This is a genomic window from Pseudomonas sp. H3_A02 (assembly GCF_054671965.1).
This window is the reverse complement of record NZ_CP162807.1, coordinates 1,672,205-1,691,552: the sequence shown is the minus strand read 5'-3', so window position 1 is coordinate 1,691,552 and position 19,348 is coordinate 1,672,205. Positions and strand designations below refer to the sequence as shown.

Genomic DNA, 19,348 nt, shown 5'->3' with positions numbered 1-19,348 from the left:
CGGCTTACGAGTTTCCAAGGATACGACCATGTCCCAAGACCGTCGCTACAGCTTCGAGTTCTTCCCGACGAAGACCGATGCTGGGCATGAAAAACTGATCGCCACTGCCCGCCAGTTGGCCAGCTACAACCCCGACTTCTTCTCCTGCACCTATGGCGCCGGCGGTTCGACCCGTGACCGCACCCTGAACACCGTGTTGCAGCTCGAAAGCGAAGTCAAAATCCCGGCCGCGCCGCACCTGTCCTGCGTCGGCGACAGCAAGGACGACCTGCGCAGCCTGCTGTCCCAATACAAGGCCGCTGGCATCAAGCGCATCGTTGCCCTGCGTGGCGACCTGCCCTCGGGCATGGGCATGGCCAGCGGTGAGCTGCGCCACGCCAACGAACTGGTGAGCTTCATTCGTGAAGAAACCGGCGAACACTTCCACATCGAAGTGGCGGCGTATCCGGAAATGCACCCGCAAGCACGCAACTTTGAAGACGATCTGCGCAATTTCGTGCGCAAGGCCAACGCTGGCGCCAGCAGCGCGATTACCCAGTACTTCTTCAACGCCGACAGTTATTTCTACTTCGTCGAACGTATCCGCAAGCTGGGCGTCGACATTCCTGTCGTGCCGGGCATCATGCCGATCACCAACTACAGCAAGCTGGCGCGCTTCTCCGACGCATGCGGTGCAGAAATCCCACGCTGGATCCGCAAGCAACTGGAAGCCTATGGCGATGACTCCGCGAGCATCCAAAGCTTCGGCGAGGAAGTCATCACGCAAATGTGTGAGCGGTTGCTGCAAGGCGGTGCACCGGGGCTGCATTTCTATACCCTTAACCAGGCCGAGCCCAGCCTCGCGGTATGGAAAAACCTCAAGCTGCCGCGTTGATTGACTTAACGCAGTGGTAAAAAGAGGCCTTGGCGAAAACCAAGGCCTTTTTTCATTCGGTGGGCGCCTGCCTTAAGCAAATGCGTTTGCATCGGGTGAACACCGCGAGGCCATCCATGAGCACAAAAGGCAATCAAGGCGCAGGCCAGAGCGCTCTAGCTATTTGATGAGCTCTCGTCGTAACCTCAGGCCCATGCCCGCCATTGTCCAGTTGCTAACCGCCCTTCTTCTCTTGTGCCTGAGCGTGACCGCCCAGGCCGAGAAGTTGCGCATTGTCACCGAACCCTGGGCACCTTATGTCTACGAAGAGAACGGCAAGATGCTCGGCCTGGACTACGAAACCACGGCCATTGTGTTCAAGCGCCTGGGCATCGACGTGGAATGGCAGTTCCTGCCCTGGAAGCGTTGCCTGGCGATGCTGGAACAGGGCTTGGCGGACGGTGCGCTGGACATTTTCCACAGCGATGAGCGCGATGCCCTGTTGCTTTACCCCAGCGAACCGCTGTCGGACGTGGAATTCGTGATGTTCTACGCCAACGCCCGCCCCCATCCGTTTCGCACGCTCGACGACCTGGGCGGCCTGACCGTCGGCACCTCGCCCGGTTACCTGTACAGCCAGGCCTTCAGTGAGTCGACTCTGTTCAAACGTGAAGCGGCACCCACCCACGAAGCCAATTTCGGCAAGTTGCAACTGGGTCGGATCGACCTGCTCATCACCGACCGCAGAGTCGGCCGACATGTGCTCGAACAAATGCAGTTGGGCGACCAGATCACCGAAAACCCGGTGGTGGTGAACCGTCAAAGCCAATACCTGGCGGTGCGGCGCAAAGCCGGGATGGATTTGCTGGTGCAACGCTTCAGTGCCGAACTCAAGCGTTTCAAGCGCGAACCGGCCTATGCAGAACTGAGCGCCCGCTACGGCGCAGGTCCGATGACCAAGGCCTCCTCGCCCAGCCGGGCCAGCGCTGAAATAAACCGTTGAGCAGCAGGAAAGCGGCGCGGGGCGTTTGCTCTGTTATACTCCGGCCTTCCCGCCAGGCTCACGCCCGGACGCCCGGTCTTGCAAAAGGCATCCCGACACCGCTACAGCGCAGCCTACAGCCCGCGCGAGCCTTGTCCGGACCCGCCTTCGAGGCCCGGCAGGACCGGACGGGATGACGTCTTTTGGTTGAACGTCATTCGCGCCCGGCAAGACTATCCCATTGGGCCAGGCCCTCACTAAAACAGGATTACTCATGTCCTTTGCTTCCCTCGGTCTCTCCGAGGCTTTAGTCGGCGCCATCGAAGCCGCCGGCTATACCCAGCCTACCCCGGTGCAACAGCGGGCCATTCCCGCCGTGTTGCAAGGTCGCGACCTGATGGTCGCGGCGCAGACAGGTACTGGTAAAACCGGCGGTTTCGCCCTTCCGATTCTGGAGCGGTTGTTTCCCAACGGTCACCCAGACAAATCCCAGCGTCATGGCCCGCGCCAACCGCGCGTACTGGTCCTGACCCCTACCCGCGAACTGGCGGCCCAGGTACACGAGAGCTTCAAGGTCTACGCTCGCGACCTGAAGTTCGTCAGCGCCTGCATTTTTGGCGGCGTCGGCATGAACCCCCAGGTCCAGGCCATGTCCCGTGGCGTCGATGTACTGGTGGCCTGCCCCGGTCGCTTGCTTGACCTGGCCGGCCAGGGCAGCGTCGACTTGTCCCACGTTGAAATCCTCGTGCTGGACGAAGCCGACCGCATGCTCGACATGGGCTTCGTCCATGACGTGAAGAAAGTTCTCGCCCGCCTGCCCGCCAAGCGCCAGAACCTGCTGTTTTCGGCGACGTTCTCCAAGGACATCACCGACCTGGCCGGCAAGCTGCTGCACAACCCGGAGCGCATCGAAGTCACGCCGCCGAACACCACGGTCGAGCGTATCGAACAGCGTGTGTTCCGCCTGGCGGCCAGCCACAAGCGTGCCTTGCTGGCGCACCTGATCACCGCTGGCGCCTGGGAACAGGTCCTGGTGTTCACCCGTACCAAGCACGGCGCCAATCGCCTGGCCGAGTACTTGGACAAGCATGGCCTGCCAGCCGTGGCGATCCACGGCAACAAGAGCCAGAACGCCCGTACCAAGGCCCTGGCCGATTTCAAGGCCGGCGAAGTGCGCATCCTCGTGGCCACCGACATCGCCGCCCGTGGCCTGGACATCGACCAGTTGCCCCACGTGGTCAACTTCGAGTTGCCGAACGTCGATGAAGATTACGTTCACCGTATCGGCCGTACCGGCCGGGCCGGTCGTTCGGGCGAAGCGATCTCGCTGGTCGCGCCGGACGAAGAAAAGCTGCTCAAAAGCATCGAGCGCATGACCAAGCAGAAAATTGCCGACGGCGACCTGATGGGCTTCGATGCCAGCACCATCGAGGCCGAGAAGCCTGAAGTACGCGAACGTCCGGATGTGCGCAATCCGCGCAATGCCCGTGGCCCACGCGGTGACGGCCCGAACGGCGGTGGTGGTGGCGGCGGTCGCAAAGACAAAGGCAAGGACAAGGGCAAGGAAAAATCGGCCAGCAACAGCAATGGCCGCGGCGAACGCCCTGCCCGCGAGCAGAAGCCCCGCGAAGGCACCCCGGCCCGTGAGCAGCAGCGCCCGGCCCCGCGCGCCGCAGCCGATCGTGCTCCAGACGAGTTCCTGGACGACGACGTAGACAACTTCGGTAACCGCGTCGACTACGTGCCGCAGCAGAAACCGGCCCAGGGCCGCGGTCGTCGCCCAGGTGCCCCGGCACAGGGCGCCGGTGCAGGCGCTCCGCGCAGTGGCCAGCCACAAGGTCGCCAGAACGGTCCGCGCAACAGCAACGGCTCGTCCACCGGCACCCCGCCGGCCAAGCGCAGCGGCCCACGCAACGGCGCCCCGCGTGACGGCCAGGCCCGTCGCGACGACACCCGCCCGCGCCGCCCGGCCCGTGACGACCAGCCTCGCCAGGAACCCGCCGTGCAGAACCCGCGCAGCAACCAGCCGAAGATCATGCACAAGGAATCGAAAGCCGATCGCTTCCCGACGCCTGAGCAGCTGGATCAACTGCCAAGCCGCCCACGGGGCGAAAAACCGGCATTGCTGACGCGCAATCGCTGAGTTTTTCCAAGCCGTAAAAAAAGCCCCAGGTCTCGCGACCTGGGGCATTTTTTTGGTCCTACACAATTCCAAATGTGGGAGCGGGCTTGCTCGCGAATGCGTTCTATCAGGCAATATTTTATCGACTGACCCACCGCATTCGCGAGCAAGCCCGCTCCCACAGAAGTCCTGCGCTGTTTATTCGATTTTCATGTGGCAATAAAAAACGCCCCTGATCGCAAGACCAGGGGCGTTTTTTGTCAGGCGCGAAGGTTACTTCGCTTTGACACCTTCAAACGAGACGTACAGTTCGACCGCATCGGAGGTTGGACCCAGGTCTTTCTGCTTGCCGAAGTCCGAACGCTTGATGCTGGTGGTGCCTTCGAAGCCCGCACGGTAGCCGCCCCATGGATCCTTGCCTTCACCCAGGAAGGTGGCCTTGACCACAACCGGCTTGGTCACGCCCAGCAGGGTCAGGTCACCGGTCACATCGGCGGTTTCCTTGCCATCGGCGTTTTTGCCGGTGGATTTGACGCTGGTGGAAACGAAGGTGGCCTTGCCGAATTTGCTGGCGTTCAGGAAATCAGCGCTGGCGATGTGCTTGTCGCGCTCGGCGTGATTGGTGAACACACTGGCGGTATTCACGTTGAACTCGATCTTGCTGGCTTCAGGCTTGGCGGCGTCGAAGCTGAACTTGCCGTCGATGTCCTTGAAGGTACCGGTGATGTAGCTATAGCCCAGGTGGCTGATCTTGAAGTCGACGAAGGCGTGCTGGCCTTCCTTGTCGACGACGTAGTCGGCAGCCATGGCCTGACCGGCCGACAGCAGGGCAGAACCAATTGCCAGGGCGGCGAGCGTCTTTTTCAACATGCTTTCTATTCCTTTGGAGTCGAGGTTGAACATCAGGCTTGGCGCCCCAGCATTCGCTTGAGGGTCGCGTCACGGTCGATAAAGTGGTGTTTCAATGCTGCCAACGCATGAAGGCCGGAAAAAATCACCAGCGCCCATGCCAGGTAGAAGTGAATCTCACCGGCGACGTCTGCCTGATCGGGCAGTCCGGACACCAGCGCGGGTACTTCAAACAGGCCAAACACCGGAATCCCGACACCGTCTGCGGTGGAAATCAGGTAACCGGCAATCATCACGGCGAACAACCCGAGATACAGTGCGCTATGGCCAAGCCTGGCGCCGACGCGGGTCAGGCGGCCATAGGTTGGCAGGGTCGGTGGTGGCGGGCTGACAAACCGCCAGATCACCCGCAGCAACATGACCGCCAGCAGCACCAGGCCAATGCTCTTGTGCAGGTCCGGCGCATCTTTGCGCCAGGTACTGTAGTAATCCAGGCCGACCATCCACAGGCCCAGGGCGAACAGCCCGTACACCACCAGCGCAACGCCCCAGTGCACAGCGATACTGACCCAGCCATAGCGAGAAGAAGAGTTGCGAAGCTGCATTGCTCATATCCTGTAAAAACTGCGATCAAGACTAGCGAGTTATCTATCGAGTTAAAGCGGAAAATTTCGCTTTGAAATATCGAGAAATACGATCTTGAGTCTGGAGGGGGTGGGTTAAGGAAAGATTAAAGCCAATACAATGCGTGATATCAGGACGGGCCTCATCGCGAGCAAGCTCGCTCCCACACTGGCCGAGCGCAATCCCTGTGGGAGCGAGCTGGCCCACGATAGTGGCTCAAGCAAAAAAAAGCGCGGCTGACATGCCGCGCTTTTTTCTGTCACCGAGCCTTACTGAGCCTTGGTCTCAGTCGCTGCCGGCGTTGTCGCTGCCGGCTTGGCCGCCGGTTTCTTCGCCGGCGTAGCTTTCTTCACCGGCGCTTTTTTAGCCGGGGCCTTGGCGGCTGGTTTTTTCGGCGCTGGTTTGGTCGCGGCTTTCTTGGCCGGCTCAACCTTCGCCGGGGCTGGCGCGGGAGGCTCCACCGGGGCCGGCGCTGGGGCGGGGGCCGGCACGGGAGCAGGTGCTACCGGCTCTGGCGCCTTCACCGGCTCCGGCTTCTTGTCGTCATCCGAACCGCCAAACAGGTTGCTAAAGAAGTTGCCCTTCTTCGCGGCCACCGCACCGGCCGCTGCCGCTGTGGCCGCCGGAGCCACCTTGGCCGGTTCAAACGACTTGCCGGCCGCCAGGTCTTCAACCTGGCTGGCTGCCCGCTGGCCGCTGCGCAACGCACCTTCCAGAGTGCCCGGATACAAGGTGTCGGTGTGCTCGCCGGCAAAGGCTACGCGTTGCAATGGCTTTTCCCACAGGCGCCAGTACTTGCTGATCTGGCCCGGGCCAAAGGCCAGGTACGCGCCGCCCATGGATGGGTCGGTGCTGTAGCGGCGGATCTCATAGCCGGTGAACGCGCCACGGGCCTGTGGATAAAACGCGTGCAGGCGGATCAGCACCTGATCGACCATCTGCTTGTCGCCGAAGGCTTGCATCACCCGGGCGTTGTCGCCGGACAGGTTGATGACCACGTTGGCGCCGCCCTTCATGGCCGGCTCGATCCACATCATGCCCAGGCCGGTGTTGCTGTAGATCTCGCCCGACATGCGCGCCTTGCTGTCCCAGACCGGAGTCTTGAACTTGAGCATGATCTGGTCGCGCCAGCCGTAGTTGGTCCCCTTGATCGCGCCTAGATGCTGGGCGTCCAGGGCCGGGGTCAACTGGATCTTGTTCAGCGCCCGCAATGGCACCGCCAGCACCACGTAGTCAGCCTGGTAGCCAACGCTGCCGACCTTCACGGTCACGCCGTCCTTATCCTGGGAGATGGCCGACACCGGCGAGTTGGTCTTGATGGTCTTCAGTTGTTTGACGAACGCCTGGGCCAGCACCGGACTGCCGCCGAGCAGGCGCGAGGCCCGCAAGTCGCGGTCGGACACGCCGCGATAGACGCGGTTCTGCTGGGCGAAATACAGCAGCGACAGGCGCGAAGGTTCGTCATAACGGGTACGGATTTCCTGGTTCACCAACTGACGCGCCGTGGCCGGCAGTTGCAGGCGATCGAGCCAGTTGGACACGGTGATCTGGTCCAACGCGTGCAACGTGTTGTTGGCCGCCGGGTTTTGCGGGTCTTCGATGGAGCGCGCCAGATCATCCAGGGTGGTTTCGTAGCGCTTGAGGGCTTCGGCGGTGGCCGGCTGCTTGGTCGCCAGGTCGGCGGCGGTGAAGTAGGTGCCGTCGATCAGGTAGCTGGGGGTGCGCACGAATTCCGGAGCCGACGTGGTGCTCAGCTTGAAGGTGGAGACGTACTTGTTCAGCACCGGCTGGGTCTTCTCGTTGCCGATCCATTCGCTGGTGGCCATGCCCGAGCGACCGCCCAGGCTCGGCTTGGCTTCCAGCAGCGTCACGGCCCAGCCTTTGTTCTGCAACTCATAGGCCGCGGTGAGCCCCGCCAGGCCGCCGCCGATGACGATGGCCGTCGGTTGTTTGTCCTTGGCCAGCGCCGAAACGCTGAACAGCCCTATCATTACCAGCGCACAGGCGCGCAGCCAACCAGCAGACATTCAACGAACTCCGGATTAAACGTAGGAAATTTCAGCTTTCGAGCCAGGCGGCTCGCGGTTTTTCGAGCAAGTATGCTCAGGGAACGGCGAAGAATACGACAGCCATCATAACGCCGCCAGCGACGTCTATCGCCTCACTCAAAGTAGCGCCAATGACACAATGGGTTGTCCCCAGGGCCGCCATTGCATAGGCTTGCGCGATTGTTTTGCCCGCGCCCGCCGCGAGCCGCCTCGAGGAGACTGTAAATGGGCCTGAATAACCAGTGGATGCAACGCGACCTCGCGGTGCTGTGGCATCCCTGCACCCAGATGAAAGACCACGAACAGCTACCGCTGATCCCCATCAAGCGCGGTGAAGGCGTGTGGCTGGAAGATTTCGAAGGCAAGCGCTACCTCGATGCCGTCAGTTCCTGGTGGGTCAATGTGTTCGGCCACGCCAATCCGCGCATCAACCAGCGCATCAAGGACCAGGTCGATCAATTGGAGCATGTGATTCTCGCCGGCTTCAGCCATCAACCGGTGATCGAACTGTCCGAGCGCCTGGTGAAGATGACGCCCGAGGGCCTGACTCGATGCTTCTACGCCGATAACGGCTCGTCCTGCATCGAAGTGGCGATGAAGATGAGCTTCCATTACTGGATCAATCGCGGCCGGCCGGACAAGAAGCGCTTCGTCACCCTGAGCAACAGTTACCACGGCGAAACCATCGCAGCGATGTCGGTGGGCGATGTGCCGCTGTTCACTGAAACCTACAAGGCGCTGTTGCTGGACACGATCAAGGTGCCGAGCCCCGACTGCTACCACCGCCCCGAAGGCATGGGCTGGGAAGAACATTCGCGCAATATGTTCGCCGCTATGGAGCAGACCCTCGCCGAGCACCACGACACAGTGGCGGCAGTGATCGTCGAACCGCTGATCCAGGGCGCTGGTGGCATGCGCATGTACCATCCGGTGTACCTGAAGTTGCTGCGCGAAGCCTGCGACCGCTATGGCGTGCACCTGATCCACGATGAAATTGCCGTCGGCTTCGGCCGCACCGGGACAATGTTCGCCTGTGAGCAGGCCGGCATCACCCCGGACTTTCTCTGCCTGTCCAAGGCCCTGACCGGCGGCTACCTGCCGCTGGCGGCGTGCGTGACCACCGACGAGGTCTACAGCGCGTTCTACGACGACTACCCGACCCTGCGCGCCTTCCTGCATTCCCACAGCTACACCGGCAACCCGCTGGCCTGCGCGGCGGCCCTGGCGACGCTGGATATCTTCGAAGAAGACAACGTCATCGAAAGCAACCTGGCCTTGGCCCAGCGCATGGCGAGCGCCACCGCGCACCTGGCCGATCACCCGAACGTCGCCGAAGTGCGCCAGACCGGCATGGTGCTGGCCATTGAGATGGTCAAGGACAAGGCCAGCAAAACCGCGTACCCGTGGCAGGAACGGCGTGGCCTGGCGGTGTTCCAGCATGCCCTGGAGCGCGGTGCATTGTTGCGGCCTCTGGGCAGCGTGGTGTATTTCCTGCCGCCGTATGTCATCACCCCTGAGCAGATCGATTTCCTCGCCGAAGTGGCCAGCGAAGGCATCGACATCGCCACTCGGGACAAGGTCAGCGTGTCGGTGCCGAAGGACTTTCACCCGGGCTATCGCGACCCGGGCTGAGCCTGGGCCACCGCCATCGCGGGCATGCCTTGCTCCCACAGAGAAGTGCGAGCCCACTGTGGGAGCAAGGCTTGCCCGCGATGAGGCCGCGAGCTTCAACCACGATCACTTTTTCTTGCAGAGACTCCACATGAGACTGTCCCGCTTCTTCATCGACGCCCCCCTGGGCCTCGGCGACCATGAACTGCCTGAAGCCCAGGCCCATTACATCGGCCGGGTGCTGCGCATGGCCGAGGGCGATGCGGTGCAGGTGTTCGACGGTTCCGGCCAGGAGTTTCGCGGCACCTTGGCCGAAGTCGGCAAGAAGCGCGTGCGGGTACAACTGGACGAGCAGTTCGCCGGCCAATCTGAATCGCCGCTGCGCATTCACCTCGGCCAGGGCCTGTCCCGGGGCGAGCGCATGGATTGGGCGATCCAGAAAGCCACGGAGCTGGGGGTCAGCGAGATCACACCGATTTTCAGCGAACGCTGCGAAGTACGCCTCAAGGACGAACGCGCCGACAAACGCCTGCTGCACTGGCGCCAGGTGGCGATCAGCGCCTGCGAACAGTGCGGGCGCTCCACCGTGCCGGTGATCCACCCGCCGCTGCTGCTGGCCGACTGGTTGAAGCAGGCCGAGGCCGAACTGAAGCTGGTGCTGCATCCGGTGGCCGAGCCGCTGGTCAGCCATGCCAGGCCGTCGACCCTGGCGTTCCTGATCGGCCCCGAAGGTGGGTTGTCGGAGGCCGAGGTCGAGCAGGCCAAAACCGCCGGCTACCACGCCGCCCGCCTCGGCCCCCGTGTGCTGCGCACCGAAACCGCGCCGGTGGTAGCGTTGGCGGTGGCGCAGCAGTTGTGGGGGGATTTCTAGTTTCCTGCGCCCACTGAAGATCAATGTGGGAGCGAGCTTGCTCGCGATTGCGGTTCAACATTCAGCATGGATGCAAGCTGATGCACCGCAATCGCGAGCAAGCTCGCTCCCACAATGGATCAGCTGTGTTCAGGCGTCAGAGCACATAGAACAGAATCGCCACGAAGTGCAACAGACTGCCGGCCATGACAAACAAGTGCCAGATACCATGGGCGTGGCGCAACCGGTGGTCGAGGGCGAAGAAGATAATGCCGACGGTGTACAACACGCCGCCCGAGGCCAGCCAAGCGAACCCGGTGCTGCCCAAGGCCGCGAGCAGGGGCTTGACCGCCACCAGCACGATCCAGCCCATCACGGCGTAGATCACGATCGACAGGATCCGCGCTTCGGAACGCGGCTTGATTTCCTGCAAGATACCAATCACCGCCAGTCCCCAGACGATCCCGAACAACGTCCAGCCCCAAGGCCCGCGCAGGGTCACCAGGCAGAACGGGGTATAGCTGCCCGCGATCAACAGGTAGATCGAAAAGTGATCGACCTTCTGCATGATTTCTTTTTTGCGCCCGCGCACGCTGTGGTAAACCGTCGAAGCGCTGTACAGCACCAGCAAGGTAAACCCGTAGATCGCCACGCTGACGATCTTCCAAGGATCGCCGGCCATCCCGGCAATCACCAACAACCACACCGCCCCGATGAAAGCAGCCACCGCCCCGACCAGGTGCGTCCAGGCGTTGAGTCGTTCGCCGTGATACATCCCATCCCACCTCACATTCCAGAACAGACGCCAAGGCTCAGGCTTGGCGTCTCAAAGTGCAATGTTTTGCTTCAAGCCAGCCAAATACAAAACCTGTGGCGAGGGAACTTGCTCCCGCTTGAGTGCGCAGCGCTCACAAAATCTTGGGGGCGGCTACGCCACCCAGCGGGAGCAAGCTCCCTCGCCACAATTGAAGGTCCTTCAACCGATATTCGCCGCGGTTGAATTTCCTCATCACAAAGGCCTATTGGGGCACAATCAGGTCATACGAATAAGAGTCCGCCCCATGCTGATCGACGAAGAATTGACCCTGAAAAAACTCGAGGTGTTCCTGGCCTTCATGCGCACCGGCAACCTGGCGCGGGCGGCGGCCGAGTTGCAGACCAGCAACGTCAGTGTGCACCGGGCCATTCACTCGCTGGAAAGCGCCCTGCGCTGCCCGTTGTTCAAGCACGAAGGCCGCAACCTCACGCCGCTGGAAAGCGCTTACGTGCTGGAGGAGCGTGCGCAGAAGCTGATCCAGGACGTGGTCGATAGCGTGCGCCTGACCCGCGAAGCCGCCGGTTTCTCCGCCGAGCGCTTCAAGCTCGGCTCGCTGTATTCGCTGACGGTCAAGACCGTGCCGCAGTTGATCATGGGCCTGAAGATCCGCCGTAGCGAACTCAATATCGACCTGATCATGGGCTCCAACATCGACCTGCTGTACAAGCTCAAGAACATGGAAGTCGATGCGATCCTGGTGTCCCTGGACGACAGCGTCAACGACCCGGACTGCGAGCATATCGAGCTGTTTTGCGATGACATTTTCCTCGCCACGCCAGCCGACTCACCCTTTGCCCAGCGCTGCGAAGTCGACCTGGCCGAAGTCCGCAACGAGACGTTCATCACCCTGACCCAGGGCTTCGCCACGCACCAGGACGGCGTCCGGGTGTTCAAGCAGGCGGGGTTCGAGCCGAAGGTGGCGATGCAGGTCAACGACATCTTCACCCTGCTGAGCATGGTCAGCTCCGGGGTGGGTTATGCCTTGCTGCCGGGCCGGATTGCGGCGGTGTATGAAAACCGGGTGAAGCTGATCCCGTTGCAGGAAAAGTACCGGCTGCAGCAGCACATCGGCGTGGTGTTCCTCAAGGCCAAGGAGCGGGATCCGAACCTGCTGGCGCTGTTGGCCGAGTGCCGGATGTATGCCAATCGCCAGGCTTGAAACCCAGTTATCCCCCATCGCGAGCAAGCTCGCTCCCACAGGGACACGCGGTCAACTGTGGGAACGAGCTTGCTCGCGATGGCGCCAATACTTTCAATGAGGATTGAAAGCCCTACCCCAGCAACCCCCGCATGATCAGAAACAGCAACGAAGGCCCCAACAAGCACCCCAGCGCTGTATAAAACGCCGCCGTCAGGCAACCATACGGCACCAGCTTCGGATCGGTGGCCGCCAACCCACCGGCCACGCCGCTGGAGGTGCCCATCAAACCACCGAAAATCACCGCGCTACGTGGGTTATTGAGGCCAATCAACGGCGCCACGAACGGCGTCGCCACCATCACCAGGATCGCCTTGATCAACCCGGCGGCAATGGACAGGGCCATCACCTCGGAACTGGCCCCGATCGCCGCCCCGGTCACCGGCCCGACGATGTAGGTCACCGCCCCGGCGCCAATGGTGGTCAGGCTTACCGCATCGGTGTAACCGAAGGCCATCGCCACGCCCACGCCGGCAATGAACGACGTAGCGACGCCGACGAACAACGCCAGCACCCCGACGAAGCCGGCGCGTTTGAGTTCCTCGACACTCACGCCGAACGCCGTGGCGACGATGGCGAAGTCCCGCAGCATGGCACCGCCCAGCAAACCAATCCCGGACAGCAGCGGGATGTCCACCACGCCCTTCTGCCCGCCGGTCATCGCCCCACCGATGTAGGAGAGCACCAGCCCCAGCAGAATGGCGATGGCCGAACCATGCAGGCGGCCTTTGGTGAACGTGTCGCTGATCCAGTAGGACACCCACATGGTGATGCCGACAATGGCAAAACCGCTGATCAGGCCGTAGCCGGTGATGACTTTCATCATGGATTCGTACATGGCAATCACCCGACCGTCTTGACGGAAACATCGGCCTGAGGATCTTTGTTGCCAATGCGTACCAGCACCGGCACCAACGCAAAGGCAATCACCACCGCCAGGGTCCCGGCCAGGATCGCCATCGGCCCGCCCTTGAGCGCACCGTAGACATTTTGCTGCGCCGCCATCGCCACCACGATGGGGATGTAGATCGCGCTCCAGAACTCTACGCCGGCCTCGGATTTGCCCTTGAACAAGCCGCGTTTGCTCAGGTAACTGCCCAGGCCGATCAACAGCAGCATCGCAATGCCGACGCCGCCGACGTTAGCCGGCACGCCGATCAATTTGCCTAGCAGCTCGCCGATAAAAATACCCGCCAGGGTACAAAAGGCCAGAAACGCCACACCGTAAATAATCATTGTTTTAATCCTCAAAATGCATCGTCGAAGTTGTTGTTTTTGTGCTTCGCCAGCTTGAGTCGGTGGTCTAGGGTTGGCGGCTTCCCTCCTCACGCAACAGCGCCTGCAAGGTATCGAGCCGGGCGCCGTCGAAAGCCATGACCGTGCCCTGCTCGAATACCCGGCGCGCCAGCCCGGTCAATACCGCACCGGGCGGCAGTTCGATCTGCAACCGCACGCCGCGCTCGTAGGCGCTTTGCACCGTGCCGCGCCAATCGACGACGCGGCACATGTTGAAGGCCAGGTCGTCGCGCAGGGCCTCGGTGTTAATGACCGGCCGGGCACGGCTGCCACTGAGATAGCCCAGGGTGGGTGCTTTCAACGTCACATCGGCAAACGCTTGGGCCAATGCTTGCGCCGGAGTCTCCAGCAACGGGCAATGGGACGGCACGCTCACCGCCAGTCGACAAGCCTTGCCCGCACCCAGGCTTCGCGCCTGTTTGGCAACGCTGCTCATGGCCTCGTCGCTGCCCGCGATAACCACCTGATTATCCGCATTGATGTTGGCCAGGTAGACCGGTGTGCGGTCGCTGTGCACCTGCGCCAGCAACGCTTCCACTGCCGCCAGGTCCAGGCCGATGATCGCGGTCATGCCGTAGCCTTGCGGATACGCCTGTTGCATCAACTCGCCGCGCAGGCTGACCAGCCGCAGCGCATCCTCGAAGCCCAGCGCCCCGGCAACGACCGCCGCCGGATACGCACCGATGGACAGACCCGCCACATAGTCCGGCGCTGGGGCCTGTTCCAGCAATCGGCGGGCCGCCGCCACGCCGGCGATCAGCAGGCACAGTTGCACCGCACGGGTCGATTGCAACGCCTCGGCGCTGTCCAGTCGCAGGACGTCTTCACCGAGCACATCCCCCGCCTCGTCCAGGATCCGCGGCGCCAACCCATGGAGCATGCCCACTCGCTGCGCACCCTGGCCGGGAAAGACGAAGAGGCTGCTCACGCGACCTGCCCCACTGAAGGTTGCCAAGGATCGCTCACCAGCCGGGCCTGAACGTCATCCTTGAGCAAGACCCGACGGGACGAACCCGCCCATTCGCGCAGGGCCACGGCGCCGCAAGGGGTTTGCAATTGCATGTCCACAGCGCATACCGAGGCATCCAGTAGCGTCAGCAACTTCCTGGCCTGGAGCCGATCCAGACAGTCCGGCGTGCGCAGGATCAGGTCCAGGTCACTGCGCTCATGCAGCGCCTCGATCCCCGTGGCGAGCTCGAACCCGGCACTACCGCTGACGCCCCAGGTCCAGCCGCTGGCGTCGAGCAGCGGGCGCAGTTGGGACAGCGCTTGCAGGGCTGGCAAGTCGCGAGTCGAGGCAACGTGACAAAGGTCTTCCGGCGTGACACGACGGGCAATCGCCGTGATCGCCATCGACGTTGCATAACGCTGCTCGCGCAAGCGCCCGCGCACGCCGACCGCGATTCGATCCGGCGTCATCAGCGCTCGCCGAACCACCACCGGTTGACCGGCGGTGATCGACTCGACCACCCATGCCGGCGCATCCGCTGGCAACTGTTGCGGGGTCATCCCCCACAGCAGATCATGGGCCAGAAACGTACTCACCACTGCTCTCTCAGCAGTTGGCGAACCCGGCTCGACGCGATACGGTTGTACGCACCCAGACGTCCGCTCAGGTCACGCGGCCCCGCCTCTACATCTTCAATCGCCTGGAGCAGACACGCCGTCACCCGCTCCAGATCCTCCGCCAACGGCTGCTCGATCTGTTCCACCGACAAGGTTTCCCACAACAGACCCAGGCTGGCAAAACTGTCGATGTCATAGGCCATCGGCGGCACACTGGCGGCCAACGCCTCAAGCTCTTCAACACTGCGCAAGGTCACCCGCGCCGCCGAAGCCTTGCCCATGGCGTGGACCATCACGCCCGGATCGCGCAGGGCAATCAACCGGTTGGCCTGGTAGCCGTGGGCCAGGAACGCCCCCGACATCGCCTTGCCCACCAGCAAGCCAATCACCGGATGCCCGGCCAATCGGGCGCGGGCGTAGCTGTCCGCCGCACCGGCCAAGGCCTGATGAATGCCCAGGGCTTCTTCGCGCCGGCCATAGGCCTGGCTCGGCACATCGACAATGGCGATCAGCGCACGCTTGTTGACCGCATCACGGTCGGCGTCAATCGCCTCATCCACCGCCTTGGCCAGGCCCCAGCCTTCCAGCAAGCCGACTTCGCCGTTGCGTGCCCGCGGGAAGCGGTTGTCGGGATCAGCCACCACCGCGAGCAGGCGTACGGTTTGCTCGCCCAACCTGGTGTCTGTGACTTTCAACGAAGCCGGCAAGCCTTCCAGCGGTTTGGCGTCGCCACTCAGGGCCTCGAACCAGCGCAAGCCTCTCAATGAATACGAACTCATGGGCGTTCTCCCTGATACAGCTGACGAACCGCTACCGGTTCGATTTGCACGGCAGTGTCCAAGCGGGCCAGGCGCTGCAGGAACAACTCGGCCTGGCCGCTGCGGTGTTGCGCGGGCACGCCCAGGTGCAGCAACTGGCTGACCTGTTGGCGGATCTGCGTCACATCGTCGGCCGCATAACGGTCCACCAATCCTGTGGCGAACCGCTGCTCGCCGCCGGTCAGACTCCAGATGAACGGGCGGTCGCGGGAGTCGTATTCGTCGAGGCCGGCTTCCTGCTCGATCACTTGTGGACCGTTCAGGCCCAGCCGCGCTTCCCGCGTCACCAGCAGATAACTGCACAGCCCAGCGGCAATGGACATGCCGCCAAAGCAACCGACGCTGCCGGCGACCACGCCAACTACCGGCTGGTACTGGCGCAAATCGACAATCGCCGAATGGATCTCGGCAATCGCCGCGAGCCCGAGGTTGGCCTCCTGCAACCGTACGCCGCCGGTTTCCAGCAGCAGCACAGCGCGGGTCGCAATGCCTTTGCGGTTGTCTTCGGCCGCCAGCTCCAACGCACCGGCAATCTTCGCCCCGCCGACTTCGCCGAGGCTGCCGCCCTGGAACGCACCTTCGATAGCGGCGATCACCACGGGCAGGCCCTCGAGCGTGCCCTTGGCGATCACCACGCCGTCGTCACTTTGCGGCACCACGCCTTGGCGCAAGAGCCACGGCGACATGATCCGCTGGAACGGGTCGAGCAACTCACGGAACGTGCCGTCATCGAGCAAGGCCTTGGCCCGTTGTCGGGCACCGAGTTCGACGAAGCTGTGCTTGTTGAGCAACGCTGCGCTGTCAGTCATGGCCGATCTCCTCGAAGCCCTGTTCCAGGCGCAAACGCACCACGCCAGGGGTGGCGCCGAAATCATGGATGTCGATGGACAGGGCCGGTGGCGTCTGGCCGTCGAACATGCGGGCGAACAGATGTTGCCAGCGTTGCTCGCTGCCATTGACCGAGGTCTGCACCTGGATGGTCAGCTTGCCCGCCAGACCCGGTTCAATCAGCACTTCCAGGTCGCCCGAGCCGACGCAGCCCACCAGCGCCCGGCCCCGTGGCGGCTGCCCGGCGGGGAATTCAAAGGATAAGGTTTCCATCAGCACACTCCAGGGAAGAGGCCATCGCCGCGTTCGATACGGTCGAGAAACAGGCAGGCGGCGAGCAGATCGGCAGCGCCACCGGGCGAGGCGTTCAAGGCAATCAGTTGTTGGTCCAGCGCGTGCAACTGACGACGACCGCCCAGGCTCGCACTACCACCGGCATCAAGCACCGCCCTGGCGCCCTGTTGCATGGCCTGCAAACCCGGCTCGCCGGCGCGGTAGAGCACGCAGGTGTCGGCCAGGGTGGTCATTATCGCCAGCAAGGCATCGAGCCGGGCGTTCTGCTCGCCCGCCCCCGCCGCACGACTGCGCTTGAGCTGCGGCAGGCCCAGGCCCGTCACCGCCGGGAACGCCAGTTGCGCTTCTTCCCGGGCTCCGCGCACGCCGTAGCGCTGGGCGACCTGGGCGCCGTGGCTCAGGGGTTGCGGCGCGTAGCGGTCGTTGAGTAAAGCCAGGCGGGCGGCACGTAGCGTGACGGCACTGGCGACGTTGGATTCAGGCTCCAGCGCCGTCGCCGCCACGAGCAAGCCCAAGGCCCAGATCGCCCCGCGATGGGTATTCACGCCGTCGGTGGTCGTGAGCATCGCCGCTTCCCCCTCACGGCCGATGCGCCCGAGGGCTTCGCGTAACGGCAGGCCGATTTCGCCGCATTCAAGGGCGGCCTCAGCCATTTCCTTGAACGCCGGCCACAGCGACAGCGCCGAGGCGTGCATCAGGCCCAGGTGCAGGTCGGTGTGGGCGCCATTGCCACGACGGTCCACCAAAGCCGGTTTAGGTGACAGGTCGGCTTCGTCGATCAGCACATCCACCGCCATGTCTGCCAGGTGCTCGGCCAAGGACAGTTTTTTCGGTCGCAGGTTGAAGGCGTGCATTTACCAACTCCTGAATTTGGCGGGCGGGTTGTAGAGGCCACCGGACCATTCCACCAGATCGGCCACGCTCTTGGCCGCGAGCAATTCGCGGGTGGCGTCGGTGCGACGGATGCCGAGGTCTTCGGGCAAGGCGATCAGCCCTTCGCGGCGCATGCGCGCGGTGTCTTTCGGATCATGGCGCAAACCGATGGTGGTGACCCCGGCCACGGCGGCGATCATCGCCTGCCGTTCTTCCAGGGAGCGGGCCTTGTACAGGTAGGCAATGCCCTCCTCGGTCAGCAGATGGGTGACGTCGTCGCCGTAGATCATGATCGGCGCCAGGGGCATGCCAGCCTTCTTCGCCACGTCCACGGCGTCGAGGGTCTCGACGAAAGTCGGTTTACCGCCCTCCTGGAACGTCTCGACCATCTGCACCACCAGTTTCTTGCCGCGCTCGAGCAGCGGCGCCTCGCCATCGCCGTGACGCATGTCGAGCCAGGCCGGCGTGCCGTGACGGCGACCGCGGGGGTCGTGGCCCATGTTCGGCGCACCGCCGAAGCCGGCCAAGCGGCCCCGGGTGACGGTGGAGGAATGGCCGTCGCCGTCCACTTGCAGGGTGGCGCCGATGAACAGGTCCACCGCGTACTGCCCGGCCAGTTGGCAGACCATGCGGTTGGAGCGCAGCGAGCCGTCGTGGCCGGTGAAGAACACGTCGGGGCGGGCGGCGATGTAGTTTTCCATGCCCAACTCGGTGCCGAAGCAATGCACGCTTTCGACCCAGCCGCTTTCGATGGCGGGGATCAGGGTCGGGTGCGGATTGAGGGTCCAGTTGCGGCAGATCTTGCCCTTCAGGCCCAGGGATTCGCCGTAGGTCGGCAAGATCAATTCGATGGCGGCTGTGTTGAAACCGATGCCGTGATTGAGGGATTGGACGTTGTGTTTTTCGTAGATCCCACGGATCGCCATCATCGCCATCAGCACATGCACAGGCTTGATGTGGCGTGGGTCACGGGTGAACAGCGGCTCGATGTAGAACGGCTTGTCGGCCACCACCACGAAATCGACCCAGGACGCGGGAATGTCGACACGCGGCAGGTCGCTGACGTCGTCCACCAACTGGTTGACCTGGACGATGACGATGCCGTCACTGAAAGCCGCCGGCTCGATCAGCGCCGGTGTGTCTTCGGTGCTGGGGCCAGTGTAGATATTGCCGGCGCGGTCGGCCATGAAACCGGCCGAGAGCACCACATTTGGAATCAGGTCCACCACCAGCCGGGCATAGAGCTCGATGTAAGTATGGATCGCGCCAATTTCCAGCAGGCCGTCTTCCAGCAACTGGCTGATGCGCAGGCTCTGAGTGCCGGCGAAGGAGAAATCGAGCTTGCGGGCGATGCCGCGTTCGAACAGGTCCAGATGCTCGGAACGACCGACGCTGGGCATGATCATGTGCAAGTCATGCAGCTTGCCCGGATCGGCCTTGGCCAAGGAGCGCGAAAGGAAATCCGCCTGCTTCTGGTTATTGCCCTCCAACACCACACGGTCGCCGGGCAGGATCAACGCCTCCAGCGCCGCGACGATCTTGTCGGTGGGCAACACCACACCGTCGGCCAGCCCCTTCACCAGCCCGAGCCGCCGCTGCTTCTCGCTGCGCCGCCGCGTCCAGCGCGAGTCGGGGGATATTGTTGTTGTCATGACCACTCCACGGGTTCGCTGTCGTGGGGGTCACATTAGGAGTGTTGGGCCGAGGGCATCAATCAAG

18 protein-coding genes and 1 pseudogene are annotated in these 19,348 nt (G+C 62.9%); 6 read left to right on the top strand and 13 right to left on the bottom strand.

Annotation, left to right across the window (positions count from 1 at the left end; translation table 11 throughout):
• Positions 1-28: 28 nt before the first annotated feature.
• The 3 genes and pseudogenes from metF to AB4N80_RS07290 all read left to right on the top strand — a co-directional run bounded on the left by metF (position 29) and on the right by AB4N80_RS07290 (position 3,978).
• Complete coding sequence (metF, locus tag AB4N80_RS07300) at positions 29-874, top strand: methylenetetrahydrofolate reductase [NAD(P)H] (protein ID WP_305482024.1); 846 nt, start codon at positions 29-31, stop codon at positions 872-874.
• A gap of 193 nt (positions 875-1,067) precedes the next feature.
• A pseudogene (locus tag AB4N80_RS07295) lies at positions 1,068-1,875 on the top strand (substrate-binding periplasmic protein); the annotation flags it as partial.
• A 234-nt stretch (positions 1,876-2,109) separates the two neighbouring features.
• Entirely contained in the window at positions 2,110-3,978 is a 1,869-nt protein-coding gene (locus AB4N80_RS07290; protein WP_092204931.1) for a DEAD/DEAH box helicase, read from the top strand.
• 252 nt (positions 3,979-4,230) lie between these two features.
• Here the strand turns inward: AB4N80_RS07290 and AB4N80_RS07285 are convergent, their stop codons facing one another.
• The 3 genes from AB4N80_RS07285 to AB4N80_RS07275 form a co-directional block, all read right to left on the bottom strand.
• Entirely contained in the window at positions 4,231-4,827 is a 597-nt protein-coding gene (locus tag AB4N80_RS07285; RefSeq protein ID WP_025215936.1) for a YceI family protein, read from the bottom strand.
• Positions 4,828-4,859: 32 nt separating this feature from the next.
• Positions 4,860-5,411 carry a cytochrome b gene (locus tag AB4N80_RS07280; protein WP_460081306.1) on the bottom strand — a complete coding sequence of 184 codons (552 nt, stop codon included), beginning with the start codon at positions 5,409-5,411 and terminating at the stop codon, positions 4,860-4,862.
• Positions 5,412-5,699: 288 nt separating this feature from the next.
• Positions 5,700-7,457 carry a flavin monoamine oxidase family protein gene (locus tag AB4N80_RS07275; protein ID WP_460081304.1) on the bottom strand — a complete coding sequence of 586 codons (1,758 nt, stop codon included), beginning with the start codon at positions 7,455-7,457 and terminating at the stop codon, positions 5,700-5,702.
• A gap of 246 nt (positions 7,458-7,703) precedes the next feature.
• On the opposite strand from AB4N80_RS07275, the gene AB4N80_RS07270 reads away from it, so the two are divergent.
• Complete coding sequence (locus AB4N80_RS07270) at positions 7,704-9,110, top strand: adenosylmethionine--8-amino-7-oxononanoate transaminase (protein WP_122567372.1); 1,407 nt, start codon at positions 7,704-7,706, stop codon at positions 9,108-9,110.
• A gap of 130 nt (positions 9,111-9,240) precedes the next feature.
• A complete protein-coding gene (locus AB4N80_RS07265) occupies positions 9,241-9,960 on the top strand; it encodes a 16S rRNA (uracil(1498)-N(3))-methyltransferase (RefSeq protein WP_122567373.1) in 720 nt (239 codons plus the stop codon).
• A gap of 136 nt (positions 9,961-10,096) precedes the next feature.
• Here AB4N80_RS07265 and trhA read toward each other — a convergent pair whose 3' ends face one another.
• Positions 10,097-10,714: a PAQR family membrane homeostasis protein TrhA gene (gene trhA / locus AB4N80_RS07260; protein WP_122567374.1), complete on the bottom strand. Its 618-nt coding sequence runs from the start codon at positions 10,712-10,714 to the stop codon at positions 10,097-10,099.
• Between the two features lie 286 nt (positions 10,715-11,000).
• Between trhA and AB4N80_RS07255 the strand changes: the two genes are divergently transcribed.
• Positions 11,001-11,915 (top strand): LysR family transcriptional regulator, encoded by a 915-nt coding sequence (locus AB4N80_RS07255; protein ID WP_460081300.1) that lies wholly within the window; start codon positions 11,001-11,003, stop codon positions 11,913-11,915.
• A 112-nt stretch (positions 11,916-12,027) separates the two neighbouring features.
• Here the strand turns inward: AB4N80_RS07255 and madM are convergent, their stop codons facing one another.
• The 9 genes from madM to mdcA form a co-directional block, all read right to left on the bottom strand.
• Positions 12,028-12,792 carry a malonate transporter subunit MadM gene (madM, locus tag AB4N80_RS07250; RefSeq protein ID WP_122567811.1) on the bottom strand — a complete coding sequence of 255 codons (765 nt, stop codon included), beginning with the start codon at positions 12,790-12,792 and terminating at the stop codon, positions 12,028-12,030.
• 5 nt (positions 12,793-12,797) lie between these two features.
• Positions 12,798-13,190, bottom strand: coding sequence for a malonate transporter subunit MadL (gene madL, locus AB4N80_RS07245; RefSeq protein ID WP_122567376.1), 393 nt, complete (start codon positions 13,188-13,190; stop codon positions 12,798-12,800).
• Positions 13,191-13,257: 67 nt separating this feature from the next.
• Positions 13,258-14,178 carry a malonate decarboxylase subunit epsilon gene (mdcH, locus tag AB4N80_RS07240; protein ID WP_460081297.1) on the bottom strand — a complete coding sequence of 307 codons (921 nt, stop codon included), beginning with the start codon at positions 14,176-14,178 and terminating at the stop codon, positions 13,258-13,260.
• Complete coding sequence (locus AB4N80_RS07235; RefSeq protein WP_205929634.1) at positions 14,175-14,798, bottom strand: malonate decarboxylase holo-ACP synthase; 624 nt, start codon at positions 14,796-14,798, stop codon at positions 14,175-14,177. Before AB4N80_RS07235 ends, mdcH begins: the two co-directional genes overlap by 4 nt.
• Positions 14,792-15,595: a biotin-independent malonate decarboxylase subunit gamma gene (gene mdcE / locus AB4N80_RS07230; RefSeq protein ID WP_122567379.1), complete on the bottom strand. Its 804-nt coding sequence runs from the start codon at positions 15,593-15,595 to the stop codon at positions 14,792-14,794. Before mdcE ends, AB4N80_RS07235 begins: the two co-directional genes overlap by 7 nt.
• Positions 15,592-16,443 carry a biotin-independent malonate decarboxylase subunit beta gene (locus AB4N80_RS07225; protein ID WP_305468746.1) on the bottom strand — a complete coding sequence of 284 codons (852 nt, stop codon included), beginning with the start codon at positions 16,441-16,443 and terminating at the stop codon, positions 15,592-15,594. Before AB4N80_RS07225 ends, mdcE begins: the two co-directional genes overlap by 4 nt.
• Positions 16,436-16,735 (bottom strand): malonate decarboxylase subunit delta, encoded by a 300-nt coding sequence (locus AB4N80_RS07220; RefSeq protein ID WP_003206454.1) that lies wholly within the window; start codon positions 16,733-16,735, stop codon positions 16,436-16,438. The genes AB4N80_RS07225 and AB4N80_RS07220 overlap by 8 nt, the downstream gene beginning before the upstream one ends.
• Positions 16,735-17,610: a triphosphoribosyl-dephospho-CoA synthase gene (locus AB4N80_RS07215; RefSeq protein ID WP_460081293.1), complete on the bottom strand. Its 876-nt coding sequence runs from the start codon at positions 17,608-17,610 to the stop codon at positions 16,735-16,737. The genes AB4N80_RS07220 and AB4N80_RS07215 overlap by 1 nt, the downstream gene beginning before the upstream one ends.
• Entirely contained in the window at positions 17,611-19,281 is a 1,671-nt protein-coding gene (mdcA, locus tag AB4N80_RS07210; RefSeq protein WP_122567382.1) for a malonate decarboxylase subunit alpha, read from the bottom strand.
• Positions 19,282-19,348: the final 67 nt, after the last annotated feature.

Excerpts from the sequence above, each read along its gene's own strand:
- madL (WP_122567376.1), bottom strand. The coding sequence starts at position 13,190 with ATGATTATTTACGGTGTGGCGTTTCTGGCCTTTTGTACCCTGGCGGGT.
- AB4N80_RS07215 (WP_460081293.1), bottom strand. The coding sequence starts at position 17,610 with ATGCACGCCTTCAACCTGCGACCGAAAAAACTGTCCTTGGCCGAGCAC.
- AB4N80_RS07290 (WP_092204931.1), top strand. The coding sequence starts at position 2,110 with ATGTCCTTTGCTTCCCTCGGTCTCTCCGAGGCTTTAGTCGGCGCCATC.
- AB4N80_RS07255 (WP_460081300.1), top strand. The coding sequence starts at position 11,001 with ATGCTGATCGACGAAGAATTGACCCTGAAAAAACTCGAGGTGTTCCTG.
- AB4N80_RS07270 (WP_122567372.1), top strand. The coding sequence starts at position 7,704 with ATGGGCCTGAATAACCAGTGGATGCAACGCGACCTCGCGGTGCTGTGG.
- AB4N80_RS07220 (WP_003206454.1), bottom strand. The coding sequence starts at position 16,735 with ATGGAAACCTTATCCTTTGAATTCCCCGCCGGGCAGCCGCCACGGGGC.
- AB4N80_RS07280 (WP_460081306.1), bottom strand. The coding sequence starts at position 5,411 with ATGCAGCTTCGCAACTCTTCTTCTCGCTATGGCTGGGTCAGTATCGCT.
- trhA (WP_122567374.1), bottom strand. The coding sequence starts at position 10,714 with ATGTATCACGGCGAACGACTCAACGCCTGGACGCACCTGGTCGGGGCG.
- metF (WP_305482024.1), top strand. The coding sequence starts at position 29 with ATGTCCCAAGACCGTCGCTACAGCTTCGAGTTCTTCCCGACGAAGACC.
- madM (WP_122567811.1), bottom strand. The coding sequence starts at position 12,792 with ATGTACGAATCCATGATGAAAGTCATCACCGGCTACGGCCTGATCAGC.
- AB4N80_RS07285 (WP_025215936.1), bottom strand. The coding sequence starts at position 4,827 with ATGTTGAAAAAGACGCTCGCCGCCCTGGCAATTGGTTCTGCCCTGCTG.
- mdcA (WP_122567382.1), bottom strand. The coding sequence starts at position 19,281 with ATGACAACAACAATATCCCCCGACTCGCGCTGGACGCGGCGGCGCAGC.
- AB4N80_RS07265 (WP_122567373.1), top strand. The coding sequence starts at position 9,241 with ATGAGACTGTCCCGCTTCTTCATCGACGCCCCCCTGGGCCTCGGCGAC.
- mdcE (WP_122567379.1), bottom strand. The coding sequence starts at position 15,595 with ATGAGTTCGTATTCATTGAGAGGCTTGCGCTGGTTCGAGGCCCTGAGT.
- AB4N80_RS07275 (WP_460081304.1), bottom strand. The coding sequence starts at position 7,457 with ATGTCTGCTGGTTGGCTGCGCGCCTGTGCGCTGGTAATGATAGGGCTG.
- AB4N80_RS07225 (WP_305468746.1), bottom strand. The coding sequence starts at position 16,443 with ATGACTGACAGCGCAGCGTTGCTCAACAAGCACAGCTTCGTCGAACTC.